The following is a 23,099-nucleotide window of genomic DNA, read 5'->3' as shown; positions in this document are numbered from 1 at the left end:
GAATCCGCTTCCGATGCAGTGGCAGGATTGCTGAAACAATCCCAGACGAAGACAGGAGGGCAGACAGAATCTGTTTCTCTGGATCAGATTCCAGAATACAGCGGCAGTCCATATGTGGAGATCAATGGAAATGTACCATCTTTTTCTGATGAAAAAAGCGCAGGACCTGCATACGAATTTTATAGTGAACTAGATTCCCTGGGGCGCTGTGGTTATGCAGAATCCAAGATCACACCGGAGCTGATGCCTGATGAAGAGCGAGGAGCGATCGGAATGGTGAAGCCTACAGGATGGCATACTGTAAAATATGAAAATGTAGATGGCAGGTATCTGTATAATCGCTGCCATCTTATCGGATATCAGCTGACTGGAGAGAATGCAAACAGGAAAAACCTTATCACAGGAACCAGATATCTCAATGTGACGGGAATGCTTCCTTTTGAAAATGAGGTTGCAGATTACGTGCACAGTACAGGAAATCCCTGCATGTATCGTGTAACTCCGTTTTTTAAGGGAGATGAACTGGTAGCTCGGGGTGTGGAAATGGAAGCTGAATCCGTTAAAGACCAGAAGATATCTTTCCATGTTTTTGTTTATAACATACAGCCGGGAATTGAAATTGATTATACTACAGGAAACAGCTGGGAAGAATAGAGTATATGGAGCAACGCCTGGGAAAATATTAATTTTTCATGAATTTACATGAATTAAATTGCACTTTTTTGGGCGTTATGCTAGAATCAGTTACAGAGTTATATGATTTTACCTATATAAAGGGGAGAAAAGGGATGTAACCCAAGGGCAGAATGGAGAGGTGAATTATGAATTTAGGAATTATTGCGCATAACAGTAAGAAAGTTCTGATTGAAGACTTCTGTATTGCATACAAGAATATCCTTGCCAAACATGAAGTATATGCAACCGGAACAACAGGAAGAAGAATTGAGGAAGCAACCAGTCTTCACGTTCACAAGTTTCTTGCCGGAAGTATAGGCGGAGACAAGCAGTTTATGGAGATGGTAGAGCGTCAGGATCTGGATATGGTGATCCTGTTTTATAACCCTGTCATGATGGACCCGGTAGAGCCGGATATCATGAGCATTGTCAAACGCTGCGACCAGTACAACATTCCGGTTGCTACAAATATTGCCACTGCGGAACTTCTGATCCTTGGACTGGCCCGCGGTGATCTGGATTGGAGATTAAATCTGAAATGAGAGTCATAGCAGGAAAAGCACGTAGATTAAACTTAAAAACCATTCCCGGAAATGAGACACGACCAACAACAGACCGTATTAAGGAAACTCTTTTTAACATTCTCCAGCCTGAAATACCGGGTTGTCGGTTTCTGGATTTGTTTTCCGGAAGCGGAGCGATCGGTATTGAAGCTCTGAGCCGTGGAGCCGAGTATGCCGTATTTGTGGAAAAAAATCCCAAAGCATGTACTTGCATCCGCGAAAATCTTTCATTTACAAAACTCACGGATGGTGGTAAACTGCTGAACATGGATGTGCTTCAGGCACTGCGTTCACTGGAAGGCGGAGAACCATTTGACTGTATTTTTATGGATGCACCATACGAACAGCATCTGGAACAACCAGTCCTTGAGTATCTGGCTGACAGCACTCTTGCAGATGAAAACACGCTGATCGTTGTGGAGGAAGATCTACATACGGATTTTTCTTATGTAGAGGACCTTGGATATCATCTGGTACGTTCCAAGGAATATAAAACCAACAAGCATGTTTTCCTAAAAAAATGAAAGAGAGACAGACATATGATAACAGCAGTATACCCGGGAAGCTTTGACCCGGCAACCTATGGCCATCTTGACATCATTAAGCGGGCAAGCATTTCATTTGACCGGGTTATAGTGGGAGTTTTGCATAATTCTGCAAAAAGTCCGTTGTTTTCTGTAGAAGAACGTGTTAAGATACTAACAAAGGCGACAAAAGATATCCCGAATGTGGAGGTGAAAGCATTCGAGGGCCTGTCAGTGAACTTTGCCAGGGAAAACCATGCCCAGGTGATCGTTCGAGGGCTTCGTGCTGTCACGGATTTTGAATATGAACTGCAGATGGCCCAGACTAATCGTGTTCTGGCACCGGATGTGGACACCGTTTTTCTTACAACCAGTCTGGAATATGCATACTTAAGCTCCACGATCATGAAAGAAGTTGCTAATTTCGGAGGAGATCTGAGCAAATTCGCTCCACGTGAGATTACGGATGCAGTCGAAGAGAAATTGAAAAAAAGAGAAACAGAGAAATAAGGAGAGTGTATTATGAGCAGCAGAATTGAACAGATTATTCAGGAGATTGAAGAGTATGTGGACAGCTGTAAATTCCAGCCTCTTTCCACTACCAAGATCGTAGTGAACAAAGAAGAGATTGAGGAGTATTTACGTGAACTTCGTCTGAAAACTCCGGATGAGATCAAACGTTATCAGAAGATCATCAGCAATAAGGATGCGATCCTTGAGGATGCTCAGGCTAAAGCTGACAGTCTGATCGCAGATGCTCAGGCCAAAGCTCAGGAACTTGTTACACAGCATGAGATCATGCAGAAAGCATATGCGCAGGCAAATGAGACCATAAATGCTGCAAACAAGCAGGCTCAGGAGATTCTTGATTCTGCAACACAAGATGCAAACAGCATTCGTCTCAGTGCGATCACATACACAGATGATATGATGGCTAATATCGGTTCTGTCCTGAATCAGACACTTGAAGATGCCGGTGGTAAATACAAAGCATTTATTGATGCTCTGCAGAGCTGCCTTGAGGTTGTTAATCATAATCGTCAGGAGCTTGCACCACAGACTGCTCAGGCAGCGGCAATCTCCAATACCTTCCAGGATGATGACAGTTCTTCTATAACAAAAGAAGACGAAGATCTGTTAGACGATATCGGAGAAAACTAGGATCAGGAATATCGCACTGGCGTTCAGACATTTTGAAATAGCGTAGGGGATCAGTGACAAACTGTTTTCCAATACGCTTTTTGTCTGAGCCATGACGCAAAAGCCACCAAAAGAAGTCAGGAGCATAGAAGCAAGGTATCTGCTTTTCCATGGTAGTGGTGCGCTGGCAATCTGTTTCAGCCCGGTAGTTAGTTCCAGTGGTGCTGTGAACAGCATACAGCTTTGTGCATGAAATGGCCAGTAAAAGCTGATACTGGCGAGTATCAGTGAGAAGAGGAGAATATAGCCCCCGAGACGTGTGATGGTTTCAAATCCGTCCATGATCGAGACATCCAGGATGACTCCTATGGAGTCCTGTTGGTATGTCTCTTTTTTTATCTTGTTTACGCAGACAGAGTCCACGGTATGCCCGCGATATACAACGAAACGAAAAAACAGCATACAAAAGAGATCTGCCGCCAGAAAAGTGAGGATCATCTGTACTGCTGATATCTTATTTTTCAAGAGTATCCCGGAAAGATAGGAAATGATAAATGCGGGACTTGCATTGCAGCTAAACGTAAGAAGATATTCTCCTTCTCTGCGGGAAATCTGCTGGTCTATGTACAGATCATGTGCCAGTTTGGCTCCCATAGGATATCCGCATAACAGACCCAGGATCAGAACATAGGCTCCAGCAGGTGAAAGCCCGAAAAACGTTTTCCAGAAGAAAGCAGATGGTTTCAGAAGCTTCCGGATATTTCCAGTTTTTAATAATGCTCCTGTCAGGATCAGAAATGGCAGCAGAGTGGGAATCATGATATTCAACCACAATCCAAGTCCATTTTTTACTCCGGTAAGAGCTTCTTTTGGGTGAAAAAGCAGAAAAAACAACAGGCAGATATAGAAAAATATGATTATTTTTCGTTTCATAAAAACAGGTCCTTGCTTTTTTTACAGTATATGATTATTATAAAAGACAAATGAATTTATGAAGCAGAAGGAGGCAGAATTTATGCCAGTATTAGAAAATTGTGAACCAAAGAGAGTTTTTCATTATTTTGAAGAAATCTGCAAGATTCCTCATGGTTCCAGAAATACAAAACAGATCAGTGATTTCCTTGTGGAATTCGCGAAGGATCATGGATTCAGATATGTACAGGATGAGCTGAATAATGTAGTGATCTACAAGCCAGGCACACCAGGATATGAGAATTCTCCCACAGTGATCATCCAGGGCCACATGGACATGGTATGTGAAAAACGACCGGATGTAGATCATGATTTTACAAAAGATGGTTTGAACATCTCTGTAAAAGATGGTTATATCACAGCCAACGGAACAACTCTTGGCGGTGATGATGGTATTGCAGTTGCTTATGGCCTTGCCCTTCTTGACAGTACAGATATTCCACACCCTCCTCTTGAAGTACTGCTCACGGTTGATGAGGAGATTGGTCTTCTTGGTGCAGTCGGTCTGGACTGCAGCGTGCTGAAGGGAAGAAGATTTATCAATCTGGATTCTGAAGCGGAGGGAAGTCTCTGGATCAGCTGTGCCGGCGGTCTTTCCGGTATCAGCCATATCCCTGTCCAGCGCGTAGAAGGAGAAGGAGAAAAGGTACAGGTCAAAGTCTGTGGACTTATGGGCGGACATTCCGGTGCCGAGATTGACAAGAACAGAGCGAATGCCAATAAACTTATGGGACGGTTTCTTTACGGACTTAAGAAAAAAGCGGAATATGCTCTTATTTCTCTTACAGGCGGACAGAAAGACAATGCCATTACAAGAGAGTGCACCGCAGAATTTCTTACGGATTCCGTTGCTGAGGTAAAAGCTTACGCAAAAGAGCTCCAGGAGCAGCTCCGTGAAGAATATACTGGTTCTGACGAAAACATTACTTTTGAAATAACAGAAAAGGGTACTGCAACAGCAGAGGTTCTTCATCCTACAAGTCAGGAAAAGATCGTATTTTATCTGCAGAATGTACCATTCGGAATCCAGAAAATGAGCGGAACCATCAAAGGCCTGGTGGAAACCTCCAGCAATATCGGTATCCTCCGTCTGGATAGGGACGAGCTTTTTGCAAGTTCCAGTGTAAGAAGCTCTGTAGACGCTGCATGCAGTGCATTATCTGATAAGATTGAATATCTCACAGAATTTCTTGGTGGTGACTATGAAGTACAGGGTGCATACCCGGCATGGGAGTACAGAAAGGAATCTCCATTACGAGATAAAATGGTTGCAGTTTTTGAGGAAATGTACGGACATAAGCCTGAAGTCGTAGCGATCCACGCAGGCCTTGAATGCGGGCTTTTCTATAAAAAAATGGAAGGACTGGACTGTGTATCCCTTGGACCGGATATGAAGAATATCCATACATCCGAGGAGGTTCTCAGCATTGCTTCCACAGAAAGAGTATGGAACTATCTTGTACAGGTTCTCAAAAATCTGAAAGACTGATCCCGTTCGGAGTATGTTCGAACTTTTACCCTGGAGAGACGTAAGGTTTCTCCAGGGTATTTTTATGCCATGATAAAAAAATATTCATAAAATACAGAATTATACATATATATAGATTTGTGGATGCATCACACAAAAAGGAAAATAATTCTATATTTTTTTAATAAAAAATTGATAAACAATCCCTTTTTTTTCAAAACATATGTTATAATAAAAAATGTATGCCGCTGTCACCAAAACCAAAAAGAGACTGGCGGCAGATGATAAGGAGCGAGCAACATGGAAATACAGTTATGGCGAAGTATTTTGTGCCCTTACGAGCTGGCTGTCAAAGAACTGACAGTCAAGTTTAAACATATGATAGAAGAGTATCACGAAAATGATCGTTATTCTCCCATTGAACAAGTCAGTGGAAGAGTAAAAAGCGTTTCCAGTATCCTGGAGAAAATGCAGCGTAAAGATATCCCGATTGAACAGCTGGAAACAGAAATGGAAGATCTGGCAGGAGTACGGATCATATGTCAGTTTGAAGAAGATATCGATACCGTTGCTGCGATCATCCGAAAAAGAACAGATATGGAAGTCAAAAGTGAAAAGAACTATCTGACGCATATCAAGCAGAGCGGTTACCGGAGTTATCACATGATCCTTTATTATACAGTGGAGACTATTCATGGGCCGAAACGGCTTCAGGTAGAAATACAGATCCGTACCATGGCAATGAATTTCTGGGCAACGATCGAACATTCCCTTCAGTATAAATACAAAGGTGATATGCCTCCTCATGTAGCAGAACGTCTTAGTAAAGCATCCGATGCGATCATTTCGCTGGATCATGAAATGTCTTCTGTGCGCAATGAGATCATGGATGCCCAGAATTCATCTCAGATGCAGTCCAATCTTGTAAAGGATATTTTGAATAATATTGAAAATCTCTACCGTGTTTCCAGTGAACGGGAAGTCAGCAAAATACAGGATGAGTTCCTGCGGGTATTCAAAACCAAGGATTTGCGTCAGCTGGAACGCTTCCACAGGCAGCTGGATATCATTGCAGAGGGTTATCGTGCCCAGGCAGTCCATCACAGCATATGAACACAGGGCAGACAGTACTAATACACATACATACGAGGAATTATAAATGCAGGATTTTTTACCAGTTACAAGAGAAGATATGAAGTCAAGAGGCTGGGATGAGTTGGATTTTGTCTACGTGACAGGAGATGCCTATGTGGATCATCCGTCTTTTGGATCTGCGATCATTGGACGTCTTCTGGAAAGCAGAGGATATCGTGTAGGCATGATCCCTCAGCCTGACTGGCGAAAGAAGGAGAGCATCCAGGTGTTCGGGGAACCGCGCCTGGGTTTTCTCGTTACAGCAGGAAACATGGATTCCATGGTGAATCATTATACGGTTTCCAAAAAGCACCGAAGCACAGATGCCTATTCTCCGGGAGGAAAAATGGGATTAAGACCGGACAGGGCTTCTGTTGTATACAGCAATCTGATCCGGCAGACCTATAAACATACGCCTATCATTCTTGGCGGGATCGAAGCCAGCCTTCGAAGAATGGCACATTACGATTATTGGGAAAATAAGGTCAAGCACAGTATTCTGATCGATTCCGGTGCGGATCTGATCTCTTATGGAATGGGGGAACATTCCATCCTGGAGATCGCAGAAGCCCTGCAAAGCGGGATTCCGGTCCAGGAGATCACATATGTGGCAGGGACGGTTTTTAAAAGCCACGATATCAGCAGGGTTTACGATCCGGTGGTCCTTCCGTCATTTGAACAGGTACAGACCGATAAAAAAGCTTACGCGGACAGCTTTGCCATTCAGTACCGAAACACGGATCCATTTACAGCAAAGCCTCTGGCAGAATCTTATGGGAACCGTGGATATGTGATACAGAATCCACCATCTCAGCCTCTGACGCAGATGGAAATGGACGATGTTTACGATCTGCCTTATACAGGACGATATCATCCCATGTACCAGAAAGAAGGCGGGATTCCGGCACTGAAAGAGATCAAATTCAGTCTGACCAGCAACAGAGGATGCTTTGGAAGCTGTAATTTCTGTGCGCTGACCTTTCATCAGGGCCGTATCCTTCAGACAAGAAGTCACGATTCCATTCTGAAAGAAGCTGAAAAGATGACGAAGGATCCGGATTTTAAAGGCTATATCCATGATGTAGGAGGCCCTACGGCTGATTTTCGTTATCCTTCCTGCAAAAAGCAGCTGACAAAAGGAGTCTGCAAGGAGCGGCAGTGCCTGTTTCCTTCTCCGTGTAAGAATCTGACGGTAGACCACAAGGATTATCTTCAGCTTCTCAGAAAGGTCAGGAATATCCCCAAAGTCAAAAAAGTTTTTGTCCGTTCCGGCATTCGGTTTGATTATCTGATGGCAGACCCGGATAAAACTTTTCTTAATGAGCTTGTGAAATATCACATCAGCGGTCAGCTGCGAGTAGCACCGGAGCATGTTTCTGATGAAGTCCTGAAGTTTATGGGCAAGCCCAGGCACGAGGTTTATGAGGGCTTTCTGAAGGAATATGAAAAAGCAAATGCGCGGACTGGTAAGCAGCAATATGCCGTTCCGTATTTCATGTCGTCCCATCCCGGGTGTACAATGAAGGAAGCCGTGAAGCTTGCGGAATACGTCCGTGATCTTGGATTTACGCCGGAGCAGGTTCAGGATTTTTATCCAACGCCATCAACACTTTCTACCTGCATGTATTACACAGGAATCCATCCGCTGACAGGTGAAAAGGTATATGTGCCGAAAAATCCACACGAAAAAGCAATACAGCGAGCACTGATGCAGTATAAAAATCCGGAAAATCGCGAACTGGTCCTGGAAGGACTTAAGATGACCGGACGTATGGATCTGGTCGGCTTTGGACCGAAATGTCTGATCCGTCCCAGAGAGCTTCATAAAAAAGCCAAAAAAACACAGACAAGGAGTTCGGCACATGAAAGATACCAGAAAAAGAAAAACAAAAAAAGGTGATTTCGGTTATTTTAACAGCGAAAAAAAACGAAGACTCCTGATCACCGCAGGATTATTTTCGCTTCCACTGCTCATTTTCTTTGTGGCGTGGGCCGTCAACGGAACAAGAATGACAGTCTGGACGGTTCTGACCGTAGTAGGTTGTCTGCCAGGATGTAAATCCATGGTAAGCCTGATCATGATCCTGTTACGTCATCCTATGGATGAAAAGCTCTATAAAGAGATCCGCAAGCATGCCGGTGACCTGGTCATGTCCTATGAAATGTACATGACTTTTTATGAGAAAAGCGGTTATCTGGACGCTGTTGCCGTGTGCGGAAATACAGTAGTGGGTTATACCAGTGATCCAAAAGCAGATATCGCCTACCTTGCAGAGCAGTCACAGAAAATCATCCGTAAAAACGGATATAAAGTAGATGTAAAGATCCTGAGGGACCTGAAACCCTATCTGGAACGTCTGGATTCTATGAATGAGCACAAAGAATCTTTGAGAAACGGGATTAAATTCACGCCGGATGAGCGATACCCGGATCTTTCCAGGGAAGAACTGATCAAACATACGATCCTGGCAATCTGTCTGTAGGAGCATTATATAATGAAAGAATTTATCATTAACGAAAACGAGGCCGGACAGCGTTTTGACAAATATTTGGCCAAGCTTCTCCGTGAAGCTCCAAAGAGCTTTTTCTACAAAATGATGAGGAAAAAAAATATCACGCTCAATGGAAAAAAAGCCACCGGGAATGAAAAGCTGTTTTCAGGAGATCATGTAAAACTGTTTTTAAGTGATGAAACATTTGAAAAATTCAGCGGAAATGATTCTGCTCCACGGGCACATTATGCTCTGGATATCATTTACGAGGATGAAAATATCCTGTTGATCAACAAACCGGCAGGAATGCTTTCTCAGCCTGCTGATGACGGAACCCCTTCACTGGTAGAATATCTGACTGGCTATCTTCTGAAAAATGGCTCTCTTACAGAGAATGATCTGAGAACCTTTCGTCCTTCCGTATGCAACCGCCTTGACCGCAATACCAGCGGACTTATAGCGGCAGGCAAAAGCCTTTCCGGTCTGCAGGAACTTTCAGGGATGTTCAAGTCCAGGGAACTTCATAAATATTACCTCTGTCTTGTGGAGGGAGTTTTAAAAGAAGAAAGATATATCAAAGGTTATCTGGCAAAAGATAAAAAAAGCAACAAAGTAACCATCTATAAACAAGAGAAAGAAAATGCCCTGCCAGTGGAAACAAAGTATTATCCGTTGGGGACCAATGGAACCCGTACCCTTCTTAAGGTTGAACTGATCACAGGACGTGCACATCAGATCCGAGCTCACCTTGCTTCGGAGGGACATTCGATTGTTGGTGATCCCAAATATGGAAAAGCCGATAAAAAACTGAAAGGACAGCTGCTTCATTCTTTTCGAATGGAGTTTCCATCTATGAAAGGAAGCCTGTCATATTTATCCGGGAAGGTCTTTATGGCACCGCTTCCGGAAATCTTTCTCAGAACACTAAAAGAGGAAAAGTTGGAGGAGAGTTATTATGAAAATCTGGAATGAAATATGGGATTACGTCAAGATGATCATCATCGTGGTAGTTGTAGTCCTAGTTATCAACAATGTAGTACTGATCAATGCAAAGATCCCGTCAGAATCTATGGAAAATACCATTATGACCGGGGATCGTATCTTTGGCTATCGTCTGGCCTATGGTCTGAATATGGATGTATTTGGTCACGAGATCTCAAAAAAATGGAAAGATCCGGAACGCTTTGACATTGTGATCTTCAAATATCCGGATGATGAGTCCCAGCTGTTCATCAAACGTATCATCGGTCTTCCAGGAGATAAAGTAGAGATCAAAGATGGTAAAGTTTATATCAATGATTCAGAGACACCTCTGGATGATTCCTTTGTGCCGGAAACTCCTCTTGGAAGCTTCGGACCATACGAAGTACCGGAAAACTGTTACTTTATGATGGGAGACAACCGTAACAATTCCAAGGATTCCCGATACTGGCAGAATACATATGTACAGTTTGATCAGATCGTCGGAAAAGCGGAGATCCGTTATTTCCCATCCATCAAACTTCTGAATTAAAGGGCAGACTTTATGGCAACATGGAACAGCAGAGGACTTCGTGGTTCTACTCTGGAGGAACTTATCAATCGTACCAATGAGCAGTACAGGGAAAAGGGACTGGCCCTCATCCAGAAAATTCCGACACCTATCACTCCGGTTAAAATGGATAAAACCTCCCGGCATATCACGCTGGCATATTTTGAACAAAAAAGTACCGTAGATTATATCGGAGCAGTACAGGGAATCCCTGTCTGCTTCGATGCAAAAGAATGCTGTGTAAAAACTTTTCCCCTTGCGAACATTCATCCTCATCAGGTAGCATTTATGGATGAGTTTGAAAAGCAGAAGGGGATTGCTTTTTTTCTGATCTATTTCAGCGCAGATAATGTTTTTTATTATCTTACCCTTCGTAAGCTGAAGGAATTCTGGAAAAGGATGGAAGACGGCGGGCGAAAAAGTTTTCGTCGGGAAGAGCTGGATGAGGAATTTTATCTTTCCGGAAAAAATGGATTTCTGGTTCCTTATCTGGAAGGGATCCAGAAAGATCTGCAATTACGGGATTGACTTTTGGAAAGGTTTCCTATATAATCAAATTTAAGTTTTTCTGTGGTAGCATGGTAGTGAATTAAAGTGAAACACAGAAAATCTCAAAACGTGTTACGGAGGAAATGAACATGCAGCGTATTTTTCATACACCTGAAGGTGTGCGGGACATTTATGGAGAGGAATGCAGCCGCAAAAAACGGCTCCAGAGGGAGCTCCACCAGGTGTTTTCAAGATATGGATATGAAGATATAGAAACACCGGGATTTGAGTATTTTGAAGTGTTCAGCAATGAAGTAGGAACGATCCCATCCAAGGATTTATATAAATTTTTTGACAGAGAGGGAAACACACTTGTCCTCAGACCTGACTTTACACCGTCTGTTTCCAGAGCATGTGCAACTTATTTTGATCCGGAAAAAGGACCTGTAAGACTTTGTTATACTGGAAATACATTTATCAACAATTCCAGTTACAGAGGTCAGATGAAGGAAAATACTCAGATGGGTGTTGAGCATATGGGAGATGATTCTGCAGCAGCAGATGCTGAGATCCTTGCTATGACCGTGGAGTGTCTGAAGGCAGCAGGACTTACCGAATTCCAGGTTAGCGTAGGCCAGGTAGATTATTATAAATCCCTGCTTGCAGAGGCAGATCTGGAGCCGGAGATAGAAGAGCATCTTCGTGAGCTGATCTCTCAGAAGAATTATTTTGGTGTGGAAGAGCTTCTTAAGGGACAGAATTTAGGCAATAACCTTTCCAAGGCTTTTGCTGAACTGCCTCAAATGTTCGGTTCAGCAGAAGTGCTGGAAAAAGCAAAAAAACTCACCTCCAATCCGGAAGCACTTTCTGCAGTAAAACGACTGGAAGAAATTTATGAGATCCTGAAAGTATACGGCTGTGAGAAATACATTGCTTTTGATTTTGGAATGCTCAGTAAGTTCCGTTATTATACAGGGATCATTTTCCAGGCTTATACATATGGAACCGGTGAACCTCTGATCAAGGGCGGACGCTACAACGAATTGATGAAGCATTTCGGAAAACCGGCTTCTTCCATTGGATTTGCCATTGTGGTCGATAACCTGATGCTCGCGCTTTCCAGACAGAAGCTGGCTGTTCCGTCCGGTGATAAGACCATTGTGATCACTTATGATCCGGGAAATCTGAAAAAAGCGATCCAGGAAGCAATGGAGCTTCGGAATAAAGGTAAAAAAGTGGCATTGTGCCCGGCAAAGGAGGAGCAGGACTGATGAGATATCTTACATTTGCCCTCACAAAAGGGCGTCTGGCCAACAAAACACTGGATATGTTTGAGAAGATCGGTATTACATGTGAGGAGATGCGTGACAAAGATTCCCGAAAGCTGATCTTTACCAATGAGGAACTGAAGCTGAAGTTTTTCCTTGCAAAAGGTCCGGATGTGCCGACTTATGTAGAGTATGGTGCAGCAGATATCGGTATCGTAGGTAAGGATACCATTCTGGAAGAAGGAAGAAAGCTATATGAGGTTATGGATCTTGGATTTGGAGCATGCCGCATGTGCGTATGCGGTCCTGAAAGCGCCAGAGAAGTCCTGAATAACAATCAGCTGATCCGTGTAGCTACAAAATATCCAAATATTGCAAAGGATTACTTCTATAACAAAAAGCATCAGACTGTGGAGATCATTAAGCTGAACGGTTCCATCGAGCTTGCACCGATCGTAGGACTTTCCGAGGTTATCGTGGATATCGTGGAAACCGGAAGCACCCTTCGCGAGAATGGCCTGAAGGTGCTGGAAGAAGTCTGCCCGCTCTCTGCACGTATGGTAGTCAATCAGGTCAGCATGAAAATGGAAGATGAACGGATCCGCAAACTGATCACAGAACTTCGAGGTGTGATCAAATAAACTGAATAACAGATGAACCTCCAAAATACAGAAAGAAGGCAGAATTTATTATGCGTAAGGTAAAACTCACCAAAGAATCTACAAAAGATATTCTGGAAACTCTCTTAAAAAGAAGCCCTAATAATTATGGAAAATACGAGGATGCAGTAGCAAATATCCTTGCCAAAGTAAAAGCAGAGGGAGATACCGCGTTATTTGCATTTACCAGAGAATTTGATAAAGTCGAAGTGACAAAGGATACGATCCGTGTAACCCCTGAGGAGATCGAGGAAGCATACAAGCTGGTAGATCCTTCCCTGATCGATGTGATCAAAAAAGCATTGGTGAATATCCGCAGCTATCACGAAAAGCAGCTTCAGAACAGCTGGTTCACAAGCACAACAGACGGAACCATGCTTGGTCAGAAGGTAACTGCTCTGAACTGTGTAGGTGTTTACGTTCCCGGTGGAAAGGCTGTATATCCGTCTTCCGTGCTTATGAATATCGTTCCTGCAAAAGTTGCCGGTGTTGACCGTATTGTAATGACAACACCTCCTGGAAAAGACGGAAAAGTAAATCCAAGCACACTTGTTGCTGCCAACGAAGCCGGAGCAGATGAAATCTATAAAGTGGGTGGTGCACAGGCCATCGGAGCACTTGCATATGGAACCGAGAGTATTCCAAAGGTTGACAAGATCGTAGGACCCGGAAATATTTTTGTTGCGCTTGCAAAAAAGGCAGTTTATGGATACGTAAGCATTGATTCTATTGCCGGTCCAAGCGAGATCCTCGTTCTTGCAGATGAGACTGCAAATCCTCGTTATATTGCAGCAGATCTTCTTTCTCAGGCAGAACATGATGAGATGGCATCTGCGATCCTGATCACAACAAATGAGGAATTTGCAGATCAGGTAGATAAAGAAGTCAGAGGTTTTGTTGAGGTACTTTCCAGAAAATCCATTATTGAGAAATCCCTGGAGAACTTTGGTTATATCCTGATCGCAGAAGATATGGACGAGGCCATTGAGGCTGCCAATGAAATTGCTTCTGAACATATGGAGATCGTCACAAAGAATCCTTTTGAAGATATGATGAAGGTACGAAATGCAGGTGCGATCTTTATCGGAGAGCACAGCTCTGAACCCCTTGGAGATTATTTTGCAGGACCAAACCATGTACTTCCTACCAATGGAACTGCCAAATTTTTCTCCGCACTTTCTGTAGATGATTTTATCAAAAAATCCAGTATTGTATATTATTCCAGGGAAGCACTCCGAAAGATCCACAAGGACATCATCCAGTTTGCCACATCGGAACAGCTGACTGCACACGCAAATTCCATTGCAGTCCGTTTTGAGGAAGAGGACAAGGAGAACGAATAATGGCAAGAGAAGCACTGATCGAAAGAAACACAAAAGAAACGCAGATACGTCTGCAGCTGAATATTGATGGAACAGGAAGTTCCGATATTGATACAGGTATTGGCTTTTTTGACCATATGCTGGACGGTTTTACGCGCCATGGACTGTATGATCTTACGCTGAGAGTCCACGGTGATCTGAATGTAGATGATCATCACACCATTGAAGATACAGGGATCGTCCTTGGAAATGCTATCCGTGAGGCAGTTGGCGACAAAAAAGGGATCAAACGTTACGGCAGCTGTATCCTTCCTATGGATGAAGTGCTTGTGCTCTGCGCAGTAGATCTTTCCGGAAGACCTTATCTTGGATGGGATGCAGAGTTTTCTACGGAAAAAATAGGAGATATGGCTACAGAGATGGTAAAGGAATTCTTTTATGCAGTATCCTATTCCGCAGCAATGAATCTTCACATCAAGGTTCTTTCCGGAGGAAACAGCCATCATGTGGCAGAGGCCATGTTTAAAAGCTTTGCGAAAGCCCTTGATGCAGCAACACAGTACGATTCCCGGATCACAGACGTGCTTTCTACCAAGGGAAGCCTCTGATACAGAAGGAGACCACTTATGAACAAACAGTTGATCCCATGCCTTTATCTTCATTCAGAAAAGGCGGTAACAGGATTTGGACAGAGAAATCTTTTCGGAGACGGAAATGTAGAAACACTTGCAAAATTTTACGGTGACAATGGGGCAGATGAGCTTCTGGTATTTGACTTTTCTTCTGCAGATGCAGAGCATGACCGTGCGATCGGAAAAATCCGTGATATCTGTCAGGTATCTGAGATCCCGGTGATCGCAGCGGGAAATATCAAACGTATGGAAGATGTAAAAAAGCTGATCTATGCGGGATGTGCCAAAGTTGTACTGAATTTTTCGAAAGAGAATAATATCAAGCTTCTGGAAGAAGTATCCCGGCGCTTTGGAAAAGAGCGTATGATGATCAGCATCTCTGATCTGAGAGAATTCACAGAAAATCAGGATCTGATCGAAACATATGCAGACACTGTTCTGGCTTTGGACACTGTCGAAAATGAAATTGCAGAGATTTCTCAGATTTCCATTGTTCTTCATACCGATGAAAACAGATCTGAGAACGTTTTGGAGCTTTTAGGAGAACCAGCTGTGTCCGGACTTTGCGGTGCTTATGTAAGCAGTCTTGAAAATGATCTGCATACATTTAAGGAAACCTGCGAAGAAGCCGGAATTCCGGTAAACACATATAAAAGTAATATTGCATGGTCGGACTTTAAATTAAACAGTGATGGAATGGTTCCGGTTATTGTCCAGGATTACCGGACGGATGAAGTACTGATGCTGGCCTATATGAATGAGCTTGCTTTTAACACAACATTGAAGCTTGGAAAAATGACATACTGGAGTCGCAGCCGGAATGAGCTCTGGACCAAAGGTCTGACATCCGGACACGTACAGTATGTAAAGTCTCTTACTATTGACTGTGATAATGATACGATCCTTGCCAAAGTGGAGCAGGTTGGCGCAGCCTGCCATACAGGAAACCGTACCTGTTTCTTCAAACCGCTGATGAAAAAAGAGTACGATGATACCAACCCACTTCACGTGTTCCAGAATGTGTATGATGTGATCACTGACCGAAAAGAACATCCAAAGGAAGGTTCCTATACCAATTATCTTTTTGATAAAGGAATCGACAAGATTTTGAAAAAAGTCGGTGAAGAATGCACAGAGATCGTCATTGCAGCCAAAAATCCGGATAAAGAAGAGATTAAATACGAAATTTCAGATTTTCTTTATCATATGATGGTACTCATGGTGGAAAAAGGAGTCAGCTGGGAAGAAATCACCAAAGAATTGGTAAAAAGATAAATTATATATCATTCAGGAAAAAAGTTTTTGTACGTCGGATCAGAATGAACGGTTACGAAAGCTTTTTTCTGTTTTCCCGGAATCTTAAAAGAATATGTACAATTTCGGTTAGGCATGATATACTTATCGTCAAAAGTGCGGAAATATAAAAAAGGAAAAGGGAAACAACCAATGATCAAAATTGATGACTGGGTGATTGAAAAAGGAGAGAAAGCACAGGGAAAAATTAAGATCACAGGATACGGCATAGCAATGCCGGCAACTGTGATATGCGGAGTGAAAGACGGACCGACGATACTGATCACAGCAGGAATACACAGTGCGGAGTATGTAGGAATCCAGGCGGCAATGGAACTTGCAAAAGAATTTCAACCGGAAGAACTGAAGGGAAATGTGATCATCGTTCCACTGGTCAATGTCAGCGGCTTTGAGCATCGCACCATGAGTCTGGTCTATGAGGATGGCAAGAACCTGAACCGCGTTTTTCCCGGAGATCCTGAGGGAACAGCTGCAGATCGTATTGCCTATACTATAGTGACGAAACTTTTTTCTATAGCAGATTATTATATCGACCTACATAGTGGAGATGGGTTCGAACAGCTTCATCCCTATGTTTATTATGTAGGGGTTGTAGATGAAAAGACAGCAGAGAAGTCATTACATATGGCACGGCATATCGGCGTAAAATATGTAGTCCGTTCCACAACTGCCACAGGTGGCGCCTACAATTATGCTTCTTCTCTTGGAATTCCAAGTATTCTTATCGAAAGAGGCGGACACAGCTACTGGACCTGGGAGGAAGTAGAACAGGATAAAAGAGACGTCCGTCACCTTGTTTTTCATCTCCAGGGAAAGGCGTGTCATGGTCTGAAGCATTACCGTCAGATGCTTCTTGAAAATGTAGTCTATGAATATGCGCCGTATACAGGATGCTGGTATCCATCCAAGAAGCCTGGAGAGTACTTCTTTAAGGGAGAAGAATTAGGTGAACTGAGAGATTACTATGGAAATTTACTTTACACATCTATTGCAACTGAAAACGGAGTCGTACTTTATCAAACAGCCAGTCTGAACATTATTGAAGACGGACCAATGATCGCATATGCAGCGATCACGGAGACTCTGACCTGATAGTAAACAACCTTTTCAGAACGCTTCTGTCTGAAATCATATTGAAACAGTAAGAAAACCGGGTTTTACCATTTGCTATTCTATTTGTAAAAACAGCGAGGTAAAATCCGTGTTTTTTTTAGCAGATCAGATAAATCCAATTGTCATATCCCCCATGGGGGATATATACAATTCAAGCATCTTTAACAAAATTTATGAGTTTTCTAAAAATATAACATTTTTCCATAGACATAAACTATAGTTTTATCATATAATGTTGCAGTAATTTAACAGCATTTGCTGATTTTCACATCAGCCGTTGTAAGTTCTGAGAGGATTAATAGGGAAACCGGTGTAAATCCGGTACGATCCCGTCACTGTAAGGGGGAATCCTCAGACAAAGTACCACTGGTCGAGTGCGTGAGAAATAGACCGGGAAGGTGTTTGAGGGTAAGGATCCTAAGTCAGGAGACCTGCTTGCAATTGTTTTAAAATGATTCTTACGGAAGATAGGAAGCATATTTATTTTGTGTGCCCGTATTTCGTCACGGGCTTTTTTCGTGCAAATTTCTAAAATTCCATGCATGTTCTGCATATTAAGAATCCAATAGTTTCTTTTATCTAACTCAATTAAAACGGCAATGTTAAAATCGCATCAAATGAGGAAAGGAGTAAAACGTGACAAAGAAACAAGTAGGAAAAAGATTTCTCCAAATCATCATTGTATTATTTGGAATCAGCTTTTTCACATTTGGACTGACCTACCTGTCACCTGGTGATCCTGCGGAGATCATGCTGACAGAGTGTGGTAATCTTCCTACACCAGAGCTTCTGGAACAGACAAGACATGAGCTTGGCCTTGATCAGCCATTTCTCGTGCAGTATGGTTCCTGGCTGAAGGGTGTTGTTACAGGAGATATGGGACAGTCCTATTCTTTCAAAATGCCGGTAACAGATAAACTGGTATCCTGTTTCTGGCCGACGCTGAGGATGTCGTTGCTGGCACTTCTGATGATGGTCATTATTTCCATACCGCTTGGAATCTTGGCCGCTGTATATCAGAACAAATTCCCGGATTATTTTGTGAGAGGAATTACCTTTGTGGGAGTATCTGTTCCAAGCTTCTGGCTGGGCCTGATCCTTCTCAGCATCTTTGGTGTTCAGCTTCGCTGGATCAATGTTGCCGGGGGCAGTACGGATTTTAAATCCATGATCCTCCCGGCGCTGACTCTTGCACTTGCTATGTCTGCAAAATATACCAGACAGGTAAGAAGTGCAGTACTGGAGGAACTTCACCAGGATTATGTCACAGGTGCAAGAATGCGTGGAATTAAGGAAAGCGTCATTCTCTGGAAACACGTTCTTCCTAATGTTATGCTTCCGCTGGTAACGCTGCTGGGGCTTTCCCTTGGAAGTCTTCTGGGAGGTACTGCAGTTGTAGAGATCATTTACAACTGGCCTGGAATGGGAAATATGGCAGTAAAGGCGATTTCCTGTCGTGACTATCCTCTTGTACAGGGCTATGTACTCTGGATCGCGATCCTGTACATGTGCATCAACCTGCTTGTGGATCTGTCCTATACTTATCTCGATCCAAGACTTAAGGAGGATAGATAATTGAAAAAGGTATTACGAACATTCAAAGAAAATAAACAGTTCACTCTTTTCTTCATTCTGGGTCTCGTAGTGATCGGAATTGCGATCTTTGCGCCGCAGCTCTCACCATATGATCCACTGGATGCAGTTATGACCGAATCACTGCAGGAGCCAAGCTCCGCTCATCCGTTCGGAACGGATAAGCTTGGACGAGATCTTCTTTCCCGTGTTATCTTCGGAACAAGAACCTCTCTGATCATGACCTTATGTCTGGTTGCGGTGATCTTTGTCATCGGTACATTTTTAGGAGTTATTGCCGGATATTTCGGCGGCGTTGTGGATGCAGTGATCATGCGTATCGCAGATATGATGATTTCCTTCCCTGGGCTTGTACTGGCCATTGCCATTGCCGGTATGCTTGGACCAAACCTGGTCAATGCCGTTATCTCCATTGCGGCTGTAAGTTGGACAAAATATGCCCGTCTTGCACGAAGTATGGTCTTGAAAGTCAAGAAGAGTCTTTACATAGAGGCAGCTATAGTAAACGGAACAAAGACCTGGAAAATTCTTCTTGTACACATTCTTCCCAACATGGTAACCCAGATGGTGGTAACTGCGGCAGCAGATATCGGAACTATGATGCTGGAGCTGGCTTCCCTTTCATTCCTGGGATTTGGTGCAACTGCGCCGACACCGGAGTGGGGACTAATGCTGAATGAAGGAAGAACCTACATGGCAAAGGCGCCATGGCTTATGATCTACCCTGGTATCGCTATCGTGATCTGTGTTGTTGTTTTCAACATGCTTGGAGACAGCATCCGTGATGTACTGGATCCGCGCCAGGATCAATAAAACAACTCTGTAACAAACCAACACCATATAATCAGTATATTATCTTTAGGAGGATGAAATGAGAAATAATGTAGTTAAAAAAGTGCTGGCTGCTACACTTGCATGTATGATGACCCTTTCAATGGCAACAGTGGCTCAGGCAAAAGGTGACAAAAAAAGTGATAAGGAAATCACCATCGGAGTAACAAGCTTTGCAGATACACTGGAGCCGACAGAGCAGTATTTCAGCTGGGTTGTATCCCGTTATGCGATCGGCGAGTGCCTCACAAAATTCGATGAGAACGGTGAGATCGTTCCATGCCTTGCAGAAGAGTGGGAGAACAGCGAAGACGGAAAGACATGGACCTTCAAGATCCGTGAGGGTGTAAAATTCTCCAACGGTGACGATATGACACCGGAGATGGTAAAAGCCTCCATCGAGCGTACCGCTGAAAAAAGTGACCGTGTTCCGGAATTCTTTGATCTTGACAGCATCGAGGTTGACGGACAGAACCTGATCTTCCACCTGAACAGAGCAAATGCAAACATGGCCGGATGCCTTGCAGACCCGCTGTTTCTGATCGTAGATACAAATGTAGATGATTCTACATTTGCCATGGAAGGACCAATCTGTACAGGACCTTACGCAGTAGAGTCCTTCAGCCCGACGGATTCCTGTATCGTAGTAAAAAATGAGAACTACTGGGATGGAGAAGTTCCCCTTGATAAAGTTACACTGAAATGTGTGGATGACCAGACAACACGTTCCATGGCTCTTCAGACAGGTGAGATCGATATCGCTTACAACCTGAAAACAGAGAACCTGGTTGAGTTTGAGGGAAATGACAATTACGACATCCAGGAGCTTCAGTCTCTTCGTTCCACCTATGCATTCATGAACCAGAATGAGGATCATGCACTCAGCGATAAGGCTCTTCGCCAGGCACTTCTTCGTGGCCTTGACAAGGAAACATACTGCAACACTCTTCTTGAGGGGGGTGCAACAGCTGGTAAAGCACCGGTTCCTCCAACACTTGACTTTGGATTCGATGATCTGAAGGATGAGAATTCCTATGATCCGGACAGCGCAAAGAAGATCCTTGATGAGGCCGGATACAAAGATGTTGACGGTGACGGATTTGTAGAAACTCCTGACGGAGATCCTCTTGTTCTTGATTTTGTTATCTACACAAGCCGTGCCGAGCTTGGTGTATACGCACAGGCAGCACAGGCCAGTCTGAAGGAGATCGGTATCAACGTAAACCTGAATACAGTAAGTTATGAGACACTTCTTGACATGAGAGATTCCGGTCAGTATGACCTTCTGATCTGGAACGTGCTGGTAGCAAACACTGGAGACCCTGAGAACTACTTAAGAGAGAACTGGTACAGCTCCTCTGCAAACAATACTGCAGGATACAATAACCCGGAGGTTGACAAGCTTCTTGACGAGCTTGCGCAGACATTTGATGAGGACAAGAGAAAAGATCTTATCATCGATATTCAGCAGGATATCATGGATGATGCTGCAACTGTATTCTTTGGTTATGAGACAACCTACCTCTTCTCTAACAAAAAGGTAACAGGTGTTAAAATGTATCCGATGGATTACTACTGGCTGACAAAGGATATCACTCTTGCCGAGTAAAGGAGCGTTTATTTATGCTTGAGATCAAGGATCTTTCCGTTCAGTACGGAAAACAGGTACCTACCATTGAACATTTCAACCTTTCCATGAAGAAGGGTGAGATCATCAGTGTGGTAGGCGAGAGTGGAAGTGGAAAAACAACCGTGATCCGTGCTGTCCTCGGCGCACTTGCCGGAGGTGGCCGGGTCAGCACCGGAGATATTCAGTTTCACGGACATTCTCTGCTTTCCAATACAAAGGATGAATGGAGAAATTTAAGGGGTACCCGCATTTCCATGATCTTCCAGGACTGCGGCGGAACCCTGAACCCTATCCGTAAGATTGGAAGTCAGTATGTGGAATATATCTGTACACATACGGATGTATCCAAAGCAGAAGCATGGAAGAAAGGCTGTTCCATGCTTCAGAAAATGCGTCTTCCGGACGCGGAAAATATCATGAAAAGTTATCCACACCAGCTTTCCGGTGGCATGCGCCAGCGAGTTGGTATTGCCATGGCCATGACTTTTAACCCAGAGCTGCTTCTTGCAGATGAGCCGACCAGTGCGCTGGACGTTACTACACAGGCACAGATCGTACGCCAGATGATGGAGCTCCGTGATGATTTCGGAACCGGTATCATCATTGTTACTCATAACATTGGTGTAGCAGCCTATATGGCTGATCAGCTTGTTGTTATGCAGAACGGAAAAGTTGTGGATCAGGGAACACGAGATGAGGTCATGGAGCATCCGACCAGTGACTATACAAAGAAACTGCTGGCTGCAGTGCCGGAAATGGAGGGACAGCGTTATGTTTAAGGAATCCGATATCGTACTCAGTGCAAAACATATCGTAAAACAGTTTCCGGCTTCCGGCGGCAGAACTTTAACAGCCTGCAACGATGTGAACCTGAACGTTTATAAAGGAAAAACTCTGGGAATCGTAGGAGAGAGTGGCTGCGGTAAATCAACCTTTGTCCGCATGGTCATTTCTCTTGACAAACCGACCAGCGGAGAGATCCTTTACCATGGAAAAAACCTCTCTGATCTTTCCAAAAAAGAAACCTGGCTGAACCGTCAGAACATGCAGATGGTCTTCCAGGATCCGTTGGCGTCCTTTGACCCGAAAATGAAGATCGTGGATATTCTTACAGAACCTCTGATTAATTACGGAAAGCTGAAAAGAAGCGAAAAGGAAGCGAAAGCCAGAGAGCTTCTGGAAATGGTAGAGCTTCCCGGAGATTTTGCAGACCGTTATCCCCATAACATGAGTGGCGGACAGCGTCAGCGTATCAGTATTGCCAGGGCACTTTCCCTGGAACCAGAGATCCTGGTATGTGACGAGGCTACCTCTGCACTCGACGTTTCCGTACAGGAGTCCGTGATCCGGCTTCTGGTACGTCTCCAGAAGGAGAAAAACATCAGCATGCTTTTTATCTGCCATGACCTGGCTCTGATCCGTTCCTTTGCTCATCAGATTGCTGTCATGTACCTCGGGAATATCGTGGAGGTAATTCCTGGAGAGGACGTGGCAAAAAAATCTCTTCATCCGTATACGCAGGCTCTTTTGGAAGCACAGTTTTCCATTCATATGGATCAGAACAAAATGATCGAGAGCATCGAAAGTGAGGCCCCCAGCCCTCTGGATGTTCCTCATGGCTGCCCATTCCAGAATCGTTGTGAACACTGTATGGAGAAATGCAGGACGATCCGTCCTGTGCTTACAGAAGTAGAGCCCGGACATGAAGTAGCCTGCCATTATGTAACGGAAAAATAAAGAAAGGCACAA

General features: G+C 43.7%; 23 protein-coding genes, 1 pseudogene and 1 riboswitch. Of the genes and pseudogenes, 23 read left to right on the top strand and 1 reads right to left on the bottom strand.

The window, feature by feature from the left end; genetic code table 11:
- Positions 1–18: 18 nt before the first annotated feature.
- The 5 genes and pseudogenes from CCC70_RS14280 to CCC70_RS14260 all read left to right on the top strand — a co-directional run.
- A pseudogene (locus CCC70_RS14280) lies at positions 19–648 on the top strand (DNA/RNA non-specific endonuclease); the annotation flags it as partial.
- A 173-nt stretch (positions 649–821) separates the two neighbouring features.
- On the top strand, positions 822–1,217 hold the full coding sequence (locus CCC70_RS14275; protein ID WP_015524908.1) for a methylglyoxal synthase: 396 nt from the start codon (positions 822–824) through the stop codon (positions 1,215–1,217).
- On the top strand, positions 1,214–1,762 hold the full coding sequence (gene rsmD, locus CCC70_RS14270; protein WP_015524909.1) for a 16S rRNA (guanine(966)-N(2))-methyltransferase RsmD: 549 nt from the start codon (positions 1,214–1,216) through the stop codon (positions 1,760–1,762). Before CCC70_RS14275 ends, rsmD begins: the two co-directional genes overlap by 4 nt.
- Before the next feature lie 15 nt (positions 1,763–1,777).
- Positions 1,778–2,272: a pantetheine-phosphate adenylyltransferase gene (gene coaD, locus CCC70_RS14265; protein ID WP_015524910.1), complete on the top strand. Its 495-nt coding sequence runs from the start codon at positions 1,778–1,780 to the stop codon at positions 2,270–2,272.
- A 12-nt stretch (positions 2,273–2,284) separates the two neighbouring features.
- Positions 2,285–2,923, top strand: coding sequence for a hypothetical protein (locus CCC70_RS14260; RefSeq protein WP_015524911.1), 639 nt, complete (start codon positions 2,285–2,287; stop codon positions 2,921–2,923).
- Here CCC70_RS14260 and CCC70_RS14255 read toward each other — a convergent pair.
- A complete protein-coding gene (locus CCC70_RS14255) occupies positions 2,900–3,835 on the bottom strand; it encodes a hypothetical protein (RefSeq protein ID WP_186582498.1) in 936 nt (311 codons plus the stop codon). The genes CCC70_RS14260 and CCC70_RS14255 overlap by 24 nt on opposite strands.
- Positions 3,836–3,917: 82 nt before the next feature.
- On the opposite strand from CCC70_RS14255, the gene CCC70_RS14250 reads away from it, so the two are divergent.
- The 18 genes from CCC70_RS14250 (at position 3,918) to CCC70_RS14165 (ending at position 23,087) form a co-directional block, all read left to right on the top strand.
- Positions 3,918–5,363, top strand: a complete 1,446-nt coding sequence (locus tag CCC70_RS14250) for an aminoacyl-histidine dipeptidase (protein ID WP_287085119.1) — start codon at positions 3,918–3,920, stop codon at positions 5,361–5,363.
- Positions 5,364–5,642: 279 nt separating this feature from the next.
- Positions 5,643–6,455: a GTP pyrophosphokinase gene (locus CCC70_RS14245; RefSeq protein WP_015524915.1), complete on the top strand. Its 813-nt coding sequence runs from the start codon at positions 5,643–5,645 to the stop codon at positions 6,453–6,455.
- 46 nt (positions 6,456–6,501) lie between these two features.
- Positions 6,502–8,376 carry a YgiQ family radical SAM protein gene (locus tag CCC70_RS14240; protein ID WP_173741530.1) on the top strand — a complete coding sequence of 625 codons (1,875 nt, stop codon included), beginning with the start codon at positions 6,502–6,504 and terminating at the stop codon, positions 8,374–8,376.
- Positions 8,339–8,959: a hypothetical protein gene (locus CCC70_RS14235; protein ID WP_021651487.1), complete on the top strand. Its 621-nt coding sequence runs from the start codon at positions 8,339–8,341 to the stop codon at positions 8,957–8,959. Before CCC70_RS14240 ends, CCC70_RS14235 begins: the two co-directional genes overlap by 38 nt.
- A 12-nt stretch (positions 8,960–8,971) precedes the next feature.
- Positions 8,972–9,940 carry an RluA family pseudouridine synthase gene (locus tag CCC70_RS14230; protein ID WP_114002512.1) on the top strand — a complete coding sequence of 323 codons (969 nt, stop codon included), beginning with the start codon at positions 8,972–8,974 and terminating at the stop codon, positions 9,938–9,940.
- Positions 9,924–10,481 (top strand): signal peptidase I, encoded by a 558-nt coding sequence (lepB, locus tag CCC70_RS14225; protein WP_118623957.1) that lies wholly within the window; start codon positions 9,924–9,926, stop codon positions 10,479–10,481. Before CCC70_RS14230 ends, lepB begins: the two co-directional genes overlap by 17 nt.
- A gap of 12 nt (positions 10,482–10,493) precedes the next feature.
- Entirely contained in the window at positions 10,494–11,027 is a 534-nt protein-coding gene (locus CCC70_RS14220) for a Holliday junction resolvase RecU (protein ID WP_015524919.1), read from the top strand.
- A 110-nt stretch (positions 11,028–11,137) separates the two neighbouring features.
- Positions 11,138–12,259: an ATP phosphoribosyltransferase regulatory subunit gene (gene hisZ, locus CCC70_RS14215; protein ID WP_215638665.1), complete on the top strand. Its 1,122-nt coding sequence runs from the start codon at positions 11,138–11,140 to the stop codon at positions 12,257–12,259.
- On the top strand, positions 12,259–12,897 hold the full coding sequence (hisG, locus tag CCC70_RS14210) for an ATP phosphoribosyltransferase (protein WP_059085710.1): 639 nt from the start codon (positions 12,259–12,261) through the stop codon (positions 12,895–12,897). The genes hisZ and hisG overlap by 1 nt, the downstream gene beginning before the upstream one ends.
- A gap of 50 nt (positions 12,898–12,947) precedes the next feature.
- Complete coding sequence (hisD, locus tag CCC70_RS14205; RefSeq protein ID WP_195274604.1) at positions 12,948–14,258, top strand: histidinol dehydrogenase; 1,311 nt, start codon at positions 12,948–12,950, stop codon at positions 14,256–14,258.
- Positions 14,258–14,845 (top strand): imidazoleglycerol-phosphate dehydratase HisB, encoded by a 588-nt coding sequence (hisB, locus tag CCC70_RS14200; protein WP_021976578.1) that lies wholly within the window; start codon positions 14,258–14,260, stop codon positions 14,843–14,845. Before hisD ends, hisB begins: the two co-directional genes overlap by 1 nt.
- Positions 14,846–14,863: 18 nt before the next feature.
- A complete protein-coding gene (gene hisIE / locus CCC70_RS14195) occupies positions 14,864–16,144 on the top strand; it encodes a bifunctional phosphoribosyl-AMP cyclohydrolase/phosphoribosyl-ATP diphosphatase HisIE (RefSeq protein WP_015524924.1) in 1,281 nt (426 codons plus the stop codon).
- Positions 16,145–16,315: 171 nt separating this feature from the next.
- A complete protein-coding gene (locus CCC70_RS14190) occupies positions 16,316–17,275 on the top strand; it encodes a M14 family metallopeptidase (RefSeq protein ID WP_059085712.1) in 960 nt (319 codons plus the stop codon).
- A 285-nt stretch (positions 17,276–17,560) separates the two neighbouring features.
- Positions 17,561–17,749, top strand: a riboswitch (cobalamin riboswitch).
- Between the two features lie 183 nt (positions 17,750–17,932).
- Positions 17,933–18,871: a nickel ABC transporter permease gene (nikB, locus tag CCC70_RS14185; protein ID WP_021651480.1), complete on the top strand. Its 939-nt coding sequence runs from the start codon at positions 17,933–17,935 to the stop codon at positions 18,869–18,871.
- On the top strand, positions 18,872–19,702 hold the full coding sequence (gene nikC / locus CCC70_RS14180) for a nickel transporter permease (protein ID WP_173722916.1): 831 nt from the start codon (positions 18,872–18,874) through the stop codon (positions 19,700–19,702).
- Positions 19,703–19,760: 58 nt separating this feature from the next.
- Entirely contained in the window at positions 19,761–21,329 is a 1,569-nt protein-coding gene (locus tag CCC70_RS14175) for an ABC transporter substrate-binding protein (RefSeq protein WP_270652406.1), read from the top strand.
- Between the two features lie 14 nt (positions 21,330–21,343).
- The gene (locus CCC70_RS14170) at positions 21,344–22,129 is read left to right on the top strand and encodes an ABC transporter ATP-binding protein (RefSeq protein WP_287085118.1); all 786 of its coding nucleotides are present in this window, start codon (positions 21,344–21,346) and stop codon (positions 22,127–22,129) included.
- A complete protein-coding gene (locus CCC70_RS14165) occupies positions 22,122–23,087 on the top strand; it encodes an ABC transporter ATP-binding protein (RefSeq protein WP_270652407.1) in 966 nt (321 codons plus the stop codon). Before CCC70_RS14170 ends, CCC70_RS14165 begins: the two co-directional genes overlap by 8 nt.
- Positions 23,088–23,099: the final 12 nt, after the last annotated feature.

The organism is Blautia sp. LMAG:89 (assembly GCF_008679485.1).
GTDB lineage: Bacteria > Bacillota > Clostridia > Lachnospirales > Lachnospiraceae > Blautia_A > Blautia_A fusiformis.
This window is presented reverse-complemented; position numbering and strand designations above follow the sequence as displayed.